This window comes from Streptomyces sp. SCA2-17, from assembly GCF_044336695.1.
In genome coordinates, this window is sequence record NZ_CP117521.1 from 510876 (window position 1) to 525480 (window position 14605).

The following is a 14605-nucleotide window of genomic DNA, read 5'->3' on the forward strand; positions in this document are numbered from 1 at the left end:
CTGTTCGTGATCACGCAACACCCCTCCGTCAGGGTGGTGCCCATGACGGACGAGACCACCGCGAAGCCCCATCGCCCCCCTCACTGGCGGCGGGACCTGGTCGAGCTGGCCGCCCTCTTCACCGCGGTCGCCGCCGCCGACACCGTGGCCGACACCGTCGTCCACGGCCCCGACGGACCCGTGCTCCTCGCCTCCTCGGCCGCCGCCCTGCTGGCCACCACCGCCTTCCACACCTGGTGGGCACGGCGCAACGGCGGCCGCAGCCACACTCCTCAGCCGAAGCAACCGAAGCAACCGGAACAGCCGGAACAGCCGGAACAGCCGCGGCAGGACCCCGCCGCGGAGGACGCCACCGGCACCACCCTGTGGCGGATGCGCACGACCGTGCGCGACGAGCCCGGCAGCCTGGCCGCCCTGTGCACGGCCCTGGCCGGGCATCGCGTCGACATCCTCTCCCTCCAGACGCACCCCCTGGCCGACGGCGTCGTCGACGAACTCCTCCTGCGCGCCCCCGCCGCCCTGGCCGCCACCGGCCTGGCCGACGCGGCGGCCGCGGGCGGCGGCCGCGACACCTGGCTGGAGCGGGCGGACGCCCACGACCTCGTCGACGCGCCGACCCGCGTCCTCAACCTCGCCACCCGTACCGCGCTCGACGCCGCCGAGCTCCCGCTCGCGCTGCGCCGGCTCTTCGGCCGCTGCACGATCCGCTCCGTGCCCGCCCGCTCGCCGCGCGGCGGCGGCGAACCCGCCGGGCAGGTGCCGGCGGAAGGGGTGTGGGAGGAGACCGTGATGCGGCTGCGCGACCCCTCCGGCGGCACCATCACCATCGAGCGCCCGTACCTGCCGTTCACGCCCACCGAGTTCGCCCGGGCCCGCGCCCTCGTCGAGCTCGACGCCCGGCTCGGCCCCCGCGTCCCGCCGCGCGCCGACGTCCTGACCCTGCCCGAGGGCAACGAGATCACCGTCCGGCGGGCCGGCCCCGAGGACCTCGCCGCGGCGCGCGCCATGCAGGAGCGCTGCTCCGCCGCGACGCTCGCCCAGCGCTACCACGGCCCTGCCGGCGACGCCGACCGCTACCTGCGCCACCTGCTGAGCCCGCGCTTCGGCCGCACCCTGGCCGCGTACACCGCGACAGGCCGCCTCGTCGCCCTGGGCCACCTGCTGTGGGACGGCGACGAGACGGAGGTCGCCCTGCTCGTCGAGGACGACTGGCAGCGGCGCGGCGTCGGCGGCGAACTCCTGGGCCGCCTGGTGGACCTGGCCGTGGCCGACGGCTGCCGCAGCGTCTACGCCGTCACGCGGTCCTCCAACACCGGGATGGTCGCGGCGATGCGCGCCCTGGACCTGCCGCTGGACTACCAGGTCGAGGAGGGCACGCTCGTCGTCACCGTCCGCCTCGCCCCGGCTGTCGTTCCGGCACTTCCGCCCGCACCCTGACATTCCGCCCGCCCACCGCCGCCGGACCTGCAAATTCCCGGTGACGCGGCGCACCCCGCCGTATGAGGATGTCCGCATGCCGAACGACACGAGCACGCTGCTCCCCCGCCAGGTCGCCGACGCCTACGTCGACGCGTACACCGAACTCGACCCCATCACGGGCACCTATCTGGGGGTGCCGGCGTCCGCGACCCGGCTGCCGGACTTCTCCCCGGCGGGCGCGCGGGCCGTCGCCGACCTCGCGCGCGCCACGCTCGACCGCCTCGCCGAGGCCGAGCGGCAGCCCGGCGCGGACGCCGGCATCGAGCGCCGCTGCGCCCGGCTGCTGCGCGAGCGCCTGACCGCGGAGCTCGCGGTGCACGACGCGGACGAGCACCTGCGCGCCGTCAGCAACATCCACTCGCCGGTGCACTCGGTGCGCGAGGTGTTCGCCGTCATGCCCACGGACTCCGTGGAGGACTGGGCGGCGATCGCCGAGCGGCTGCGGGCCGTGCCCGCGGCCCTGGAGGGCTACCGCGAGTCGCTCGCCGAGGGCCTGGCGCGCAAGCTGCCCGCCGGCCCGCGCCAGGTGGCCACCAACCTCGTGCAGCTGGAGGAGTGGATCGGCACCGGCAACGGCTGGTTCGGCGACTTCACCGCGGCCGGCCCGCAGGAGCTGCGCGCCGAGCTGGACGCGGCGGCGGCCGCCGCGACGGGCAGCCTCGCCGTGCTGCGCGACTGGCTGCGCGACGTCTACGCGCCGGGCGTCGAAGGCGCGCCGGACGTCGTGGGCCGCGAGCGCTACGCCCGCTGGTCGCGCTACTGGAACGGCACGGACCTCGACCTCGACGAGGCCTACGCCTACGGCTGGTCGGAGTACCACCGCCTCCTCGGCGAGATGCGCACCGAGGCGGAGAAGGTGCTGCCCGGCGCGAAGACGCCGTGGGAGGCGCTCGCCCACCTCGACGAGCACGGCGCGCACATCGAGGGCGTCGAGGAGGTGCGGGTCTGGCTGCAGAAGCTGATGGACGAGGCGATCGAGGCGCTGGACGGCACCCACTTCGAGCTCGCCGAGCGGGTCAAGAAGGTCGAGTCCCGGATCGCGCCGCCCGGCGGCGCGGCGGCCGCGTACTACACCGAGCCGTCCGAGGACTTCTCCCGCCCGGGCCGCACCTGGCTGCCGACCATGGGTCAGACCCGCTTCCCCGTCTACGACCTGGTGTCCACCTGGTACCACGAGGGCGTGCCGGGCCACCACCTCCAGCTCGCGCAGTGGATGCACGTGGCGGAGCAGCTCTCGCGCTACCAGGTCACCCTGGGCGGGGTCAGCGCCAACTGCGAGGGCTGGGCGCTGTACGCCGAGCGGCTCATGGACGAGCTGGGCTTCCTCACGGACGCCGAGCGCCGGCTGGGCTACCTCGACGCGCAGATGTGGCGCTCCCTGCGGGTGATCGTGGACATCGGCATGCACCTGGAGCTGGAGATCCCCGCGGACTCCCCCTTCCACCCCGGCGAGCGCTGGACGCCGGAGCTGGTGCAGGAGTTCTGCGACCTGCACAGCGGGCGCCCGTCGGACTACGTGGAGAGCGAGGTCGTGCGCTACCTCGGCATGGCGGGCCAGGCGACCGGCTACAAGCTGGGCGAGCGGGCCTGGCTGGCCGGCCGCGAGGCGGCCCGTGCCGCGCACGGCGACGCCTTCGACGCGAAGGCCTGGCACATGGCGGCGCTGTCGCAGGGCTCGCTGGGCCTGGACGACCTGGTGGCCGAGCTGTCCGTGCTGTGACGCCCGGGGGGCGGGTCCCCGGACCCGCCCCCCCCCCGCTTCCGGGCTGTCAGATCCGCCAGGTGCGGATGCGGTCGGCGCACTCGTAGACGTCGACGCGGTACTCCTTGATGTCGCGCGCGAGGTCGACTATCGACCCGTACGGCGGGTCGATGCCCTCGCCCGCCGCGGCCATGTAGGCGACGACGACCATGCAGGCGTACAGGCTGCTGCGCACGGGCAGCGGCTGGAGCCGGACGAGGGTGTGCATCAGGGCGGCCGCGCGCCAGGCCGCGTCGGGCTCGTGGTCGAACTTCGCGACGTCGAAGGCGTGCCGGGAGACGGCGGCGGCGAGGGCGGTGTAGTCGTGGACGGCGGGCTCTTCGTACAGCTTCTGCTCCTGGACTCCGAGGAGCCAGGGCAGGTCGATGAGCAGCGGCATCAGGCGGCGGCACCGCCCGTGGACGGGGGAGCCTCCTCGGGGAAGGCGGCGTCGAACTCCGCCATGTGCTCGTTCCAGAACTTGGCGGCGCGCTCCACGAAGCGGCGGCGCTGCTGCTCGCGCACGGACAGGTCGTGCACGTACGCCTTGATGCTCTTGCCGTCCGCGGCCGCGGCCTCGCGGATGGCCGCGAGCTCCTCTTCCGTGAATTCGATGTTGAGTGCCGGCATGGCACCACGGTACCGGCCGAGTACCGCGGGCGGCAGCCGCCGGGGCGGACTCCGCGGGCGGAGCGTCCTGTGCGGGCGGGGCGGCCGCCCGGCCGGTCAGCAGCCGCAGTCGTCCGCGTCCACCGGGGCGGTGAGCGGGTCCGGCGGGAGCTGCCGGGTGCCGTCGGCGGTCTCCACGGCGTAGCCCTCGCGGATCCAGTACTCGATGCCGCCCAGCATCTCCTTGACGCGGTAGCCGAGCCGGGCGAGGGCCAGGGCGGCGCGGGTGGCGCCGTCGCAGCCGGGGCCCCAGCAGTAGACGACGACGGGGACGGCGGGGTCGAGGAACTGCCGGGCCAGCTGCGGGATCTGCGCCGTGGGCAGGTGGACGGCGCCGGGGACGTGGCCCTGGTCCCAGGACGCGGTGGAGCGGGAGTCCACGACGGCGAAGTCCGTGGCGCCGGCGGCGAGGGCGGCGTGCACGTCGGCGACGTCGGTGTGGAAGGCGAGCCGGGCGGCGAAGTACGCGGCGGCGTCGGCGGAGGGCGCGGGCGGCACGGCCATGACGCGGCTTGCGGGGACTTCGGCGGGGGCAGGAGCAGTGGTGGTCATGGCAAGGAATCTACGGCCCGAGATCACCGAGCAGAACCGTCAATCCTCGGCAAAACTCTTGAGTTACCGGTGATTTCACTGTTAGACATCGCCCATGACCGGCTATTCCCCCGACGCCACCGACTGGCGCATCCTCGACGCCCTCCAGCACAACGGACGCGTCGGCTACGCCGAGCTGGCGCGGATCGTGAACATGTCCTCCAGCGCCGTCACCGAGCGGGTGCGCAGACTGGAGGAGGCGGGCGTCATCGGCGGCTACACGGCCGTCGTCGACCCGGAGAAGCTGGGCATGCCCGTCCTCGCCTTCGTCCGGCTGCGCTATCCCAACGGCAACTACAAGCCCTTCCACGACCTGCTGGAGACCACGCAGGAGATCCTGGAGGCGCACCACGTCACCGGCGACGACTGCTTCATGATCAAGGTCGCGGCGCGGTCGATGCGGCACCTGGAGGAGGTCGCGGGCCGGATCGGCGCGCTGGGGTCGGTGACCACCAGCATCGTCTACTCCTCCCCGCTCCCCCGCCGCCCGATCTCGGTGACCGCTCAGTGACCACCCGCTGACGACTCAGTAAGTGCCGCCCGCCACCTCGTGCCGTACGGTCGAGCCCGACCGGCCCTTGACCACCCGCAATTGGGTCGGCACGCGCCGGCGGAGGTCGGCGACGTGGCTGACGATGCCGACGGCGCGGTCCCGCTCGCGCAGCGCGTCCAGGACGTCCAGCACCTCGTCCAGGGTCTGCTCGTCGAGGCTGCCGAAGCCCTCGTCGATGAAGAGGGTGTCGAGCCGTACCCCGCCCGCCTCCTCCGTGACGACGTCGGCGAGGCCGAGGGCGAGGGCGAGGGAGACGAAGAAGGTCTCGCCGCCGGAGAGGGTGGCGGTGTCGCGCTCCTTGCCCGTCCAGTGGTCGATGACGTGCAGGCCCAGGCCCGAGCGGGCGTTGCCGCCGGCCCGGGCGTCGGAGTGGACGAGGGTGTAGCGGCCGGCGGACATGCGCCGGAGCCGGGCGGTCGCGGCGGCCGCGACCTGTTCGAGGCGGGCGGCCAGGACGTACGACTCCAGGCGCATGCGGCGCTCGTTGCGCGTGGACGTGCCCGCGGCGAGGGCGGCCAGTTCGGCGACGCGGTGGTGCTCCTCGCGGAGCGGGGCGAGGCGGCGGGCGTCGGTGAGGGCCGCGGCGGAGAGGCGGTCCAGGTCCTTGCAGCGGGTGCGGGCGGCGACTTCGGCGACGGAGGCGTCGCGGAGCCTCGCCGCGGCCGCGTCGAGGGCGGCTGCGGCCGCCCCGGGGTCGGCGGCGGGGCGTGCGGCGGCGTCCTCGACCGCGGGGTCGGCGAGGGCTTCGGCCACGGCGGCCTCCTCGCGGGCCCGGGCGTCGAGCCGCTCCTGGAGCTCCCGGCGGGCCGCCGCGCCGAGCACGGCCTCCTCCGCGAGCGCGGGGTTGCCGAAGCCGGCGCGGAAGGCGGCGTCGGCGAGGCGGGCGTCGGCCTCCTTGAGCCGGCCGGCCGCGTCCGCGGCGGCGCGGACCGTCTCGACGGCCCCGGCCAGGAGGTCCAGCTGCCGCTCCAGGTGGGCGGCGCGGTGGGCGACGGACGCTTCGCCGGCGCGGGCCCGGGCCAGCTCCTCCTCCAGGGCGGCCAGGTCGTTTTCGAGCTGTTCGCGGCGGGTCGTGCGGGCGGCGGCCCGCGTCAGGGCGGTCTGCCGGGCCTCGCGGCGCAGGTCGTGCTCGCGCTCGGCCTGCCGGAGGGCCTCCTGGGCGGCGTGCAGGTCCGCGCCCGCGGCGCGCGCGGCGGCCAGGGAGCGGCCGAGGTCTCCGGCGAGCGCTTCGAGCTCGGCGGCGGTGGCCCCGCCCGCGTCGGCCTCGGCGCGGGCGAGGGCGTCGCGGAGCCCCTGGAGTTCGCGGGCGGCCTCCTCCCGTACAGCGTCGGCGCGCTGGAAGGCGGCCAGGGCGGCCTCCTCGTCGGCGCGGTCGACCCGGCCGGCTGCGGCGCGCGCCGGATCGGGGTGCTCGGTGGCTCCGCACACCTTGCAGGCCACGCCGGTTTCGAGCTCGCCCGCGAGCTCGGCGGCGATGCCGTCCAGGCGGCGCTCCTTGACGTCGAGCCAGGTGGTGCGGGCGGCGACGGCCCGCTCCCGGGCGCCGGTCAGCGTCTGCTCGGCCGCGGCCGCGGCCGCGGTGAGGCGGTCGCGTTCGCGGGCGGCGGCCAGGCGGGTGCGGACGGGGCCGGTCTCGGCCTCCAGCCGGACGGCCCGGTCGGCTCCGGCGCGCGCGGTCTCGACGCGCTGTTCGCAGGCGGCGCGCAGCGCGTCCCAGCCGTCGAGCCAGCCGGTCAGCTCGGCGAGCTCGCCTTCGCCGGCGCGGGCCTCGCGCTCCAGCGCACGCTGCTGGACCTCGATGTCGGCGGCGCGCTCCTCGGCGCGGCGGGCGGCGGTCAGGGAGCCGAGTTCCTCGCGGAGCTGCCGCTCCAGGGCGGCGAGCTGTTCGGCGCCCGCGTCGCGCAGGTCCTCGGGGAGGGCCGCGCGGACGCGCTGTTCGGCGGCGGCGGCCGCGCGGTGGGCACGGTCGGCTTCGGCGCGCATTTCCAGGACGGGGACGACGCCCTCGGCGGCGAGCGCCCGCCGCATCCGCTCGCGGCCGGCCTCGTGCGCGTCGTGCTGGGCGGCGAGGGCGTCGGCGCGGCGGCGGGCCTCGGCGTGCCGGTCCTGGAGCCGGGCGAGTTCGCGTACGGCGTCGGCGCGGTCCTGGGCGGCCCGGTGGGCGTGTTCGGCGGTGCGTGCGGCGACGGCGGCGATGTCCCGGCGTTCCCGGGCGCTGCTGCGGGCGAGGGCGGCCCACTCCAGGACGGCTTCGGCGAGTCCGGGGTCGCCGGGGGCGAGCGGGGCGGTGACGGCGGCGCGCTGGGCGGGGACGGCCCGGCCGGCGCCCTGCTTCGCGGCGCGGGGTGCCGGGACGCCTCCGCGGGCGCGGCCGGCAGGTGCGCCGGCGCCGCCCTCGGCCGCCTCTGCGGGCGAGGGCGTGCCCACCTCGGGCAGCGACGGGTCGCCGGCGGCCTGCCGCATCCGGTGGGCGAGGGCGAGCAGCCCGTCGTCGCCGGCCCGTACGCGGGTCTCCGCGGCGCGGCGCAGCTCCGCGAGCCGCTTCTCGACGGCGGCGAAGCGGCCGGTGTCGAAGAGCTTGCCGAGCAGGTCGCCGCGGGCGGTGTCCTTGGCGCCGAGGAAGCGGGCGAACTCGCCCTGGGGCAGGAGGACGACCTGGCAGAACTGCTCCCGGCTCATGCCGAGGAGCTGCTTGACCTCGTCGCCGATCTCCTGGTGGGAGCGGCTGAGCCCCTCCCACCTGCCGTCGCGGTGTTCGCGCAGCTCGCTCGCGGCCCGCTCCTTGGTGAAGCCCGTGCCCTTCTTCTTGGGGCGCAGCTGCTCGGGGCGGCGCGTGATCTCCAGGCGGCGGCCGGCGACGGTGAGGTCGAGGACGACCTGGGTGAGGGTGTCGTCGCCGGCGTGGTCACTGCGCAGCACCGGGCTGCCGGCGGTGCCCTGGCGGGCGCCGGGCACCTCGTTGTAAAGGGCGTAGCAGACGGCGTCGAGGACGGAGGTCTTGCCGGCGCCGGTGGGCCCGTGGAAGAGGAAGAGCCCGTCGGCGGACAGCGCGTCGAAGTCGATGTGCTGGGTGCCGCCGAAGGGGCCGAACGCGGTGATCGTCAGCCGGTGCAGCCTCATCGGGCGCCCGCCTCCTCGGAGCTCTCGGCGAGCCGTACGTAGTCGAGGGCGGCGGTGAGGATGCCGCGTTCGCGGTCGTCGGCCGCGAGCCCGCCGCGGACGTGGGCCACGAAGTCCTCGGCGATCTCCTGGTCGCTGCGGTCGCGCAGGCGCGTGGCGTACGAGGCGAGGGGGTCCTGCGGCGACCGCTCGGGGTCCAGGACGAGGCTGAGCACGTGCGGGAAGCGCTCGGCGAGGCGGGCCATGGGCTCGTCGGGGCGGTGCGGGTCGGTGAGGGTGGCCTCGACCCACGCGTCCTCGTGCCGGGTGAGGGACGGGTCCTGGAGCAGGTCGTCGAGACGGCCGCGGATGCGGGCGAGGGGGCGCGGCACGGGGCAGTCGATCCGCTCGGCGGCGGTGAGGATGCCGCCGGCGCCGAGGTCGAGGAGCCACATGGTCTTGCGGTGGCCGGCCTCGGAGAAGGAGTAGGCCAGCGGGGAGCCGGAGTAGCGGACGCGCTCGGTGATCGTCTGGCAGCCGTGGAGGTGGCCGAGGGCGGCGTAGTCGACGCCGTCGAAGACGGAGGCGGGGACCTGGGCGACGCCGCCGACGGTGATGTCGCGCTCGCTGTCGCTGGCGGTGCCGCCGGTGACGAAGGCGTGGGCGAGGACGACGGAGCGGGTGCCGGCGGGCCGTGCGGCGAGGTCGGCGCGGACGCGGTCCATGGCGGCCGTGAGCACGTCGGTGTGGCCGGCGCGGGCGGCGCCCAGCTCCTCGCGGACGAGGGCGGGCTCCAGGTAGGGCAGGCCGTAGAAGGCGACGTCGCCGTGGGCGTCGGCGAGGACGACGGGGGTGCCCACGCCCGCGGGGTCGGTGCGCAGGTGGATGCCGGCCCGGTCGATGAGCCCGGCGCCGACGCCCAGGCGGCGGGCCGAGTCGTGGTTGCCGGAGATCATGACCGTGGGCACGCCGAGGTCCGCGAGCCGGTGCAGCGCCTCGTCGAAGAGGGCGACGGCGCCGAGCGGGGGGACGGCCCGGTCGTGGACGTCGCCCGCGACGAGCACCACGTCCACCTGCCGCTCCCGGACGGTGCGCACCAGGTGGCCGATGAAGGCGCGCTGGGCGTCGAGCAGGTTCACGCGGTGGAACGAGCGGCCCAGGTGCCAGTCGGACGTATGCAGGATCCTCACGGGCCCCAAGTGTTCCATCTACGCAGGGGTGGCCGGGCACGGCCCCGAGTGGCCGAGCACGGCGCCCCGATGGGCGTACCAGGCGGGCGGGGCGGCCGACCCGCTGAAAAGATCCTGAAATATGCGACTCATACGAAATGTCCTTGCGGGGCGCGGCCGTGGCGCACGCCACCGCATACGCCGCCCCCTCCCCCTCCTCCTGACCGTCCTCCTGCTGCTCGCCGGCGCCGCCGCGTGCGCGAGCGGCGACGCGGCCCTGCCCGGCGCGCGCGACGGCCAGGACGCGGCCGGCCTCGGACAGCTCAAGGGGCAGGGCCGGCCGGGGCAGGAACAGCAGGGACAGGAACGGCAGGGCAGTGAGGAGCAAGGGCGGGACGAGCAGGACCAGGAGCAGCAGGCGCCGGCGCCGCCGAAGCTCAAGCTGACGCCCGAGCAGCGGCTGGCCGCCGCGCAGCGCTGGGGACTGGACCAGGCGCCGCTCGTCGCACCGCCCCCGCCGCGGGAGAAGCCGCGGCTGACCACGCCGGAGTGGGCGGACCAGGGACCGGACCTGATCCCCGCGCCGGCCCACGTGCCGACCGACCAGAAGATCGCGTTCCTGACGATCGACGACGGGGCGGCGAAGGACCGCGAGTTCCTGGACATGGTGCGGGACCTCCAGATCCCGCTGAGCGCCTTCCTCACCGACGAGTCCGCGGCCGAGGACTACGGCTACTTCCGCGACCTGCACGCGCTGGGCGTCTCGATCCAGAACCACACGCTGCACCACCCGCAGATGAACCACATCTCCGAGGACGAGCAGTACACGGAGATCTGCGGTCAGCAGGACATCCTGGAGCGTGAGATCGGCGTCCGGCCGACGCTCTTCCGGCCGCCCTTCGGCGACTTCGACGCCGACACCCTCGCCGTCGCCGAGGAGTGCGGCACGCGGGCCGCGCCGCTGTGGAACGAGGAGGCCTTCGCGGACCGGATGGACTTCCGCCACGACGACCAGCGGTTCCACCCCGGCGACATCATCCTCACCCACTTCAACGGGCCCAAGGCGTGGGGCGGCACCATGTGCGACATGCTGCGCACCGTGCTGCGCAAGGTCACGGAGCAGGGCTACGCGCTGGCCCGGCTGGAGGACTACGCGTAGGGCGGGCAGGGGCGCAGGGCAGGAAGGAACGGGCCGGAGACTCAGGCGTCCCCGTACGCCTCGCCGCCGAGTTCGAGGCGGGCGGTGCCGGCCGTGGTGTCCGCGAGCCAGGCGCGGAAGCCCTCGACGTCCGCCTCGGGCAGCCCCACCTCGATCCGCACGTCCGCGCCGTAGCGCACCTCGCGCACGGCGCGGCCCGTCGCCCGCAGGTCGTTCTCCAGCTTCCCGGCGCGCTGGTGGTCGACGGTGACGGACGCGAGCCGGAAGCGCTGCCGGGTGACGGTCCCGAGGGCGTCCAGCGCCTCGCCGACCACGCCCCCGTAGGCGCGGATCAGCCCGCCCGCGCCGAGCTTGACGCCGCCGAAGTAGCGGGTGACGACGGCGACGGCGTAGCGCACCTCGCGGCGGACCAGCATCTGGAGCATCGGCACGCCGGCGGTGCCGCCCGGCTCGCCGTCGTCGCTCGCCTTCTGCACGGATCCGTCGGCGCCCAGCACGTAGGCGAAGCAGTGGTGGCGGGCGGTGGGGTGCTCCTTGCGGACGCGCGCGACGAACGCCTGCGCCTCCTCCTCCGTGGCGGCGGGCGCGAGCGCGCAGATGAAGCGCGACTTGCTGATCTCGATCTCGTGCACGCCCTCGCGCGCGACCGTCCGGTACTGCTCCGTCATCCCGCCAGCCTATGCGCCGGTCCGGGAATGGTGACGGGGGGATGATCGTTGAGCGGGCATGTACGCGGAACCGGGGATCATCCGGAAGATCATCGAGGAGACCGGCGACACGTGGGCGCTGGTCGGTCTGTCGTCCAACCGGCAGCGGGCGGCCTACGGCGTCGCCGAGGTGCTGCGGCGCCACGGCAAGCGGGTCGTGCCGGTGCATCCGAAGGCGGAGCCGGTGCACGGCGAGCCGGGTTACGCCCGCCTCGCGGACATCCCCTTCGCGGTCGACGTGGTGGACGTGTTCGTCAACAGCGGCCTCGCGGGCGCCGTCGCGGACGAGGCAGTCGCGATCGGCGCGCGGGCGGTCTGGTTCCAGCTGGGGGTCGTCGACGAGGCGGCGTACGAGCGGACGCGCGCGGCCGGCCTGGACATGGTGATGGACCGCTGCCCGGCGATCGAGCTGGACGCGCTGCGGCTGCGGGACGCACGCCGGACGCGGCCTTCCTGACCGTGGCTCCGGCGCGGCCGGCCGCCCCCGCGGGGGCGGTCAGTGCGCCGGGGCGATGGCCACGGCCATCGTCATCTCCACCGGTACGTCGCCGGCGTTGCGGTACGTGTGGGGCACGTTCGACTCGAACGCCGCCGAGGTGCCGGCGGGCACGGTGTGCTCCTCGCCGTCCACGACGAGGGTGAGCGCGCCGGCGGTGACGGTGATCAGTTCGAGCGTGCCGGGCGGGTGCGGGTCGGATTCGCTGGCGTCGCCGGGGGCGATGCGCCAGTCCCACAGCTCGACCGGGCCGCGGCCCTGGGCGCCGACGAGCAGCGTGGTGTGGCTCCCCGCCTCCGTCGACCACATGCGCACCGCCTCCTCCTTCGGCACGAGGCGGACGCGGGCGACCTGATCCTGGTCGAGGAGCGTGGTGATGCTGACGCCGAGGGCGTCGGCGAGCTTGACGGTCGTGCCCACGCTGGGGTTCGTCCGGGCCTGCTCGATCTGGATGATCATGCCGCGGCTGACCCCCGAGCGGGCCGCCAGGGCGTCGAGGGTGAGGTGGCGCTCGGCGCGCCAGCGCTTGAGGTTGCGGGCGAGCGACTGAGTCAGCCGGTCGAGGTCCGTCGCCATCTTTCCCTCTTAGGTCGAATATATTTAATACCGAAGTCGAAGATAGTGAACTACGGTGTGCTGCACTGCACTGTTCACCACACTGTACTGCGAGGTTTTCCCATGACGGCGGTCTTCGCCCTGACCACGAGCTTCCTGTGGGGGCTGGCCGACTTCGGCGGCGGGCTGCTCACCCGCCGCATCCCCGCCCTGACCGTGGTCCTGGTCTCGCAGCTGCTCGCGGTCGGCGTCCTCGGGGCGATCGTCGCCGGCACGGGCGGCTGGTCCGAGGCCGGGCCGCAGCTCTGGTACGCGGTCGCCGCCGGCGTCGTCGGCCCCGCCGCCATGCTCGCCTTCTACCGGGCGCTGGCCCTCGGCCCCATGGGCGTCGTCTCGCCGCTCGGCGCGCTCGGCGGTGTCGCCGTGCCGCTCGGCGTCGGCCTCGTCCTCGGCGAGCGGCCCGGCATCCTGCAGTTCGCGGGCATCGCCGTGGCCGTGGCCGGCGTCGTCCTCGCGAGCGGTCCCGGGCTGGGCGGCGCGCCCGTGCAGCGGCAGACGCTGGTGCTCACGCTCGTCGCCGCGGTCGGCTTCGGCTCCGTGATGGCCCTGATCGCCGAGGCCTCGCACAACCTCACCGGGCTGTTCCTCGCCCTGTTCGTCCAGCGCGTGTGCAACGTGGTCGTGGGCGCGGGCGCGCTCTTCGCCTCCGTGCGGCGCGGCGCGCCCGCCCTGCCGGAGGACGGCTGGGCCGGCATCCGCGCCGCGCTGCCCGCGCTCGCCTTCGTCGGCCTCGCGGACGTGGCCGCCAACGGCACGTACAGCCTCGCGGCACGGAGCGGCCCGGTCACGGTGGCCGCGGTGCTGGCGTCGCTCTACCCGGTGGTGACGGCGCTGGCCGCGCGGGGAGTTCTCAGCGAACGGCTCCGAACCGTCCAGGCCGCGGGGGCGGGGCTGGCGCTGGTAGGCACGGTGCTGCTCGCAGCGGGCTGACGGGGGACGGCGGCAGGCGGTCGGCATGCCGCCGGACCCTCGCCGCGGTGGTTCCTCGCCGCGGCGGCGGAGGGTCTTTGGCGGTGCGCCGCCGTATGACGGCCGGGGCCGGGGCGCAGCCCGCCCGGCTTTCCTGCGGCGAGGGCCGCGCCGCCCCACCCTTCTTTCCGCCGCGACGGCGGTGCACCACCTCGCGGCGGTCCGGCGGTGCCGGGCCGGTATCAGCCCTGGCTACGAGCCGCCCGACGGACGGGCACTCACCGTGCCGCGGGCAGTTCCTTGCCGCAACGGCGGTGTGCCACCACGCCGCAGTCCGGCAGTGCCGAGCCGGGTATCAGCCCTGGCTACGAGCCGTCCAACGGACGAACCCTCGCCGCTGCCGCGGGCAGTTCCTCCCGCCGCAACGGCGATGCACCACCACACAGCAGTCCGGCGGTGCCGGGCCGGGTATCGGCCACCGATTGTGAGCCGTCCAACCGGACGGACCCTCGCCGCTGCCGCGGACAGTTCCTCCGCCGCGACGGCGGTGTGCCACCACGCAGCAGTCCGGCGGTGCCGGGCCCCGCTCGGCACCCGGCTATTGACCCTCCGGCGGGAGGTCCGCCAAGGCCTTGAGTTGGTCTGCCGTCATCTCCGAAGGGATCGGTACCGGCGGTGCCGTCCGCAGGGGCGGGACCCAGCCCGTTGCCGGCTGCCAGCGGCGGACGAGCTTGGCCGGGGCGCCCGCGACCACCGCGTGGTCCGGGACCTCGCCTCGGACCACCGCACCCGCGGCGACCACGACGTTGCGGCCGAGCCGGGCGCCCGGGAGTATGACCGCGCCCGTGCCCAGCCAGCTGCCGGAGCCGATGGAGACGGGCGCGCTGCGGGGCCACTGCCTGCCGATGGGCTGGTGCGGGTCGTCGTAGGAGTGGTTGTCGCTGGTGACGTAGACGTACGGGCCGCAGAAGACGTCGTCACCGAAGGTCACCGGCTGTGAAGCCACCACGTGGCTGCCGCGGCCGAGGACCACGCCGTTGCCCAGGCGGAGCACGGGGTCGGGGCCGAGGTCGAGGCCCGGCATCATGCCGGCGGTGAGCGTGACCTGTTCGCCGATGATGCAGTGGTCGCCCAGCTCGATCCACCGCTCGCCGAAGACCGTGCCGAGCGGGAACGCCAGCCTCGTGGCGGGGCCGATCCGCCCGAAGCGGTACGGCCCGGGGTGCTCGGCGGTCACCGCGCCGGCCCGCTGGATCCACCGCCAGCCGCCGTGGACCGCGCGCGACGCGGCGCGGCGCCCCCAGGCGCGCAGGGCCGCGGAGGCGTCGGAAGAGAACGCGTTCCTGTTCTTCGGCACGCGGACACGGTAGTCGGCCGGGTGCCGGCCGGCCGCCGGGGTGACCTGTGATCTTCACCCC

Annotated in this window: 14 protein-coding genes; 6 read left to right on the top strand and 8 right to left on the bottom strand. The window is 75.2% G+C overall.

Translation table 11 applies throughout. From position 1 onward, the window contains the following. Positions 1-42 precede the first annotated feature (42 nt). Positions 43-1437, top strand: a complete 1395-nt coding sequence (locus tag PS271_RS02230; protein ID WP_398379608.1) for a GNAT family N-acetyltransferase — start codon at positions 43-45, stop codon at positions 1435-1437. 76 nt (positions 1438-1513) lie between these two features. After that, positions 1514-3199, top strand: a complete 1686-nt coding sequence (locus PS271_RS02235) for a DUF885 domain-containing protein (RefSeq protein ID WP_398379610.1) — start codon at positions 1514-1516, stop codon at positions 3197-3199. 49 nt (positions 3200-3248) lie between these two features. On the opposite strand, the gene PS271_RS02240 is transcribed toward PS271_RS02235, so the two are convergent. The 3 genes from PS271_RS02240 to PS271_RS02250 form a co-directional block, all read right to left on the bottom strand. After that, positions 3249-3620, bottom strand: coding sequence for a hypothetical protein (locus PS271_RS02240; RefSeq protein WP_030364379.1), 372 nt, complete (start codon positions 3618-3620; stop codon positions 3249-3251). Further along, positions 3620-3850 (bottom strand): hypothetical protein, encoded by a 231-nt coding sequence (locus tag PS271_RS02245; RefSeq protein WP_030364380.1) that lies wholly within the window; start codon positions 3848-3850, stop codon positions 3620-3622. Before PS271_RS02245 ends, PS271_RS02240 begins: the two co-directional genes overlap by 1 nt. A gap of 96 nt (positions 3851-3946) precedes the next feature. Continuing rightward, positions 3947-4441: a rhodanese-like domain-containing protein gene (locus PS271_RS02250; RefSeq protein WP_398379612.1), complete on the bottom strand. Its 495-nt coding sequence runs from the start codon at positions 4439-4441 to the stop codon at positions 3947-3949. A 94-nt stretch (positions 4442-4535) separates the two neighbouring features. Between PS271_RS02250 and PS271_RS02255 the strand changes: the two genes are divergently transcribed. Next, positions 4536-4991, top strand: coding sequence for an Lrp/AsnC family transcriptional regulator (locus PS271_RS02255; RefSeq protein ID WP_398379614.1), 456 nt, complete (start codon positions 4536-4538; stop codon positions 4989-4991). A gap of 15 nt (positions 4992-5006) precedes the next feature. Here the strand turns inward: PS271_RS02255 and PS271_RS02260 are convergent, their stop codons facing one another. Both PS271_RS02260 and PS271_RS02265 read right to left on the bottom strand, forming a co-directional pair. Further along, the gene (locus tag PS271_RS02260; RefSeq protein WP_398379616.1) at positions 5007-8153 is read right to left on the bottom strand and encodes an AAA family ATPase; all 3147 of its coding nucleotides are present in this window, start codon (positions 8151-8153) and stop codon (positions 5007-5009) included. After that, a complete protein-coding gene (locus PS271_RS02265; protein WP_398379617.1) occupies positions 8150-9322 on the bottom strand; it encodes an exonuclease SbcCD subunit D in 1173 nt (390 codons plus the stop codon). Before PS271_RS02265 ends, PS271_RS02260 begins: the two co-directional genes overlap by 4 nt. A gap of 121 nt (positions 9323-9443) precedes the next feature. On the opposite strand from PS271_RS02265, the gene PS271_RS02270 reads away from it, so the two are divergent. Further along, positions 9444-10460, top strand: a complete 1017-nt coding sequence (locus tag PS271_RS02270; RefSeq protein ID WP_398379619.1) for a polysaccharide deacetylase family protein — start codon at positions 9444-9446, stop codon at positions 10458-10460. 41 nt (positions 10461-10501) lie between these two features. Here PS271_RS02270 and PS271_RS02275 read toward each other — a convergent pair whose 3' ends face one another. Then, complete coding sequence (locus PS271_RS02275) at positions 10502-11128, bottom strand: YigZ family protein (protein ID WP_398379621.1); 627 nt, start codon at positions 11126-11128, stop codon at positions 10502-10504. A gap of 58 nt (positions 11129-11186) precedes the next feature. On the opposite strand from PS271_RS02275, the gene PS271_RS02280 reads away from it, so the two are divergent. After that, positions 11187-11624, top strand: a complete 438-nt coding sequence (locus PS271_RS02280; protein ID WP_398379623.1) for a CoA-binding protein — start codon at positions 11187-11189, stop codon at positions 11622-11624. Positions 11625-11663: 39 nt separating this feature from the next. Here the strand turns inward: PS271_RS02280 and PS271_RS02285 are convergent, their stop codons facing one another. Beyond that, a complete protein-coding gene (locus tag PS271_RS02285; RefSeq protein WP_398379625.1) occupies positions 11664-12239 on the bottom strand; it encodes a helix-turn-helix domain-containing protein in 576 nt (191 codons plus the stop codon). Positions 12240-12341: 102 nt separating this feature from the next. Here PS271_RS02285 and PS271_RS02290 point away from each other — a divergent pair, with 102 nt between their 5' ends. Then, positions 12342-13208, top strand: coding sequence for an EamA family transporter (locus PS271_RS02290; RefSeq protein ID WP_398379627.1), 867 nt, complete (start codon positions 12342-12344; stop codon positions 13206-13208). Positions 13209-13785: 577 nt separating this feature from the next. On the opposite strand, the gene PS271_RS02295 is transcribed toward PS271_RS02290, so the two are convergent. Next, complete coding sequence (locus PS271_RS02295; RefSeq protein ID WP_398379629.1) at positions 13786-14544, bottom strand: acyltransferase; 759 nt, start codon at positions 14542-14544, stop codon at positions 13786-13788. Positions 14545-14605: the final 61 nt, after the last annotated feature.

Coding starts and splice junctions, on each gene's coding strand:
- PS271_RS02230 (WP_398379608.1), top strand. CDS start 43: ATGACGGACGAGACCACCGCGAAGCCCCATCGCCCCCCTCACTGGCGG.
- PS271_RS02235 (WP_398379610.1), top strand. CDS start 1,514: ATGCCGAACGACACGAGCACGCTGCTCCCCCGCCAGGTCGCCGACGCC.
- PS271_RS02240 (WP_030364379.1), bottom strand. CDS start 3,620: ATGCCGCTGCTCATCGACCTGCCCTGGCTCCTCGGAGTCCAGGAGCAG.
- PS271_RS02245 (WP_030364380.1), bottom strand. CDS start 3,850: ATGCCGGCACTCAACATCGAATTCACGGAAGAGGAGCTCGCGGCCATC.
- PS271_RS02250 (WP_398379612.1), bottom strand. CDS start 4,441: ATGACCACCACTGCTCCTGCCCCCGCCGAAGTCCCCGCAAGCCGCGTC.
- PS271_RS02255 (WP_398379614.1), top strand. CDS start 4,536: ATGACCGGCTATTCCCCCGACGCCACCGACTGGCGCATCCTCGACGCC.
- PS271_RS02260 (WP_398379616.1), bottom strand. CDS start 8,153: ATGAGGCTGCACCGGCTGACGATCACCGCGTTCGGCCCCTTCGGCGGC.
- PS271_RS02270 (WP_398379619.1), top strand. CDS start 9,444: ATGCGACTCATACGAAATGTCCTTGCGGGGCGCGGCCGTGGCGCACGC.
- PS271_RS02275 (WP_398379621.1), bottom strand. CDS start 11,128: ATGACGGAGCAGTACCGGACGGTCGCGCGCGAGGGCGTGCACGAGATC.
- PS271_RS02280 (WP_398379623.1), top strand. CDS start 11,187: ATGTACGCGGAACCGGGGATCATCCGGAAGATCATCGAGGAGACCGGC.
- PS271_RS02285 (WP_398379625.1), bottom strand. CDS start 12,239: ATGGCGACGGACCTCGACCGGCTGACTCAGTCGCTCGCCCGCAACCTC.
- PS271_RS02290 (WP_398379627.1), top strand. CDS start 12,342: ATGACGGCGGTCTTCGCCCTGACCACGAGCTTCCTGTGGGGGCTGGCC.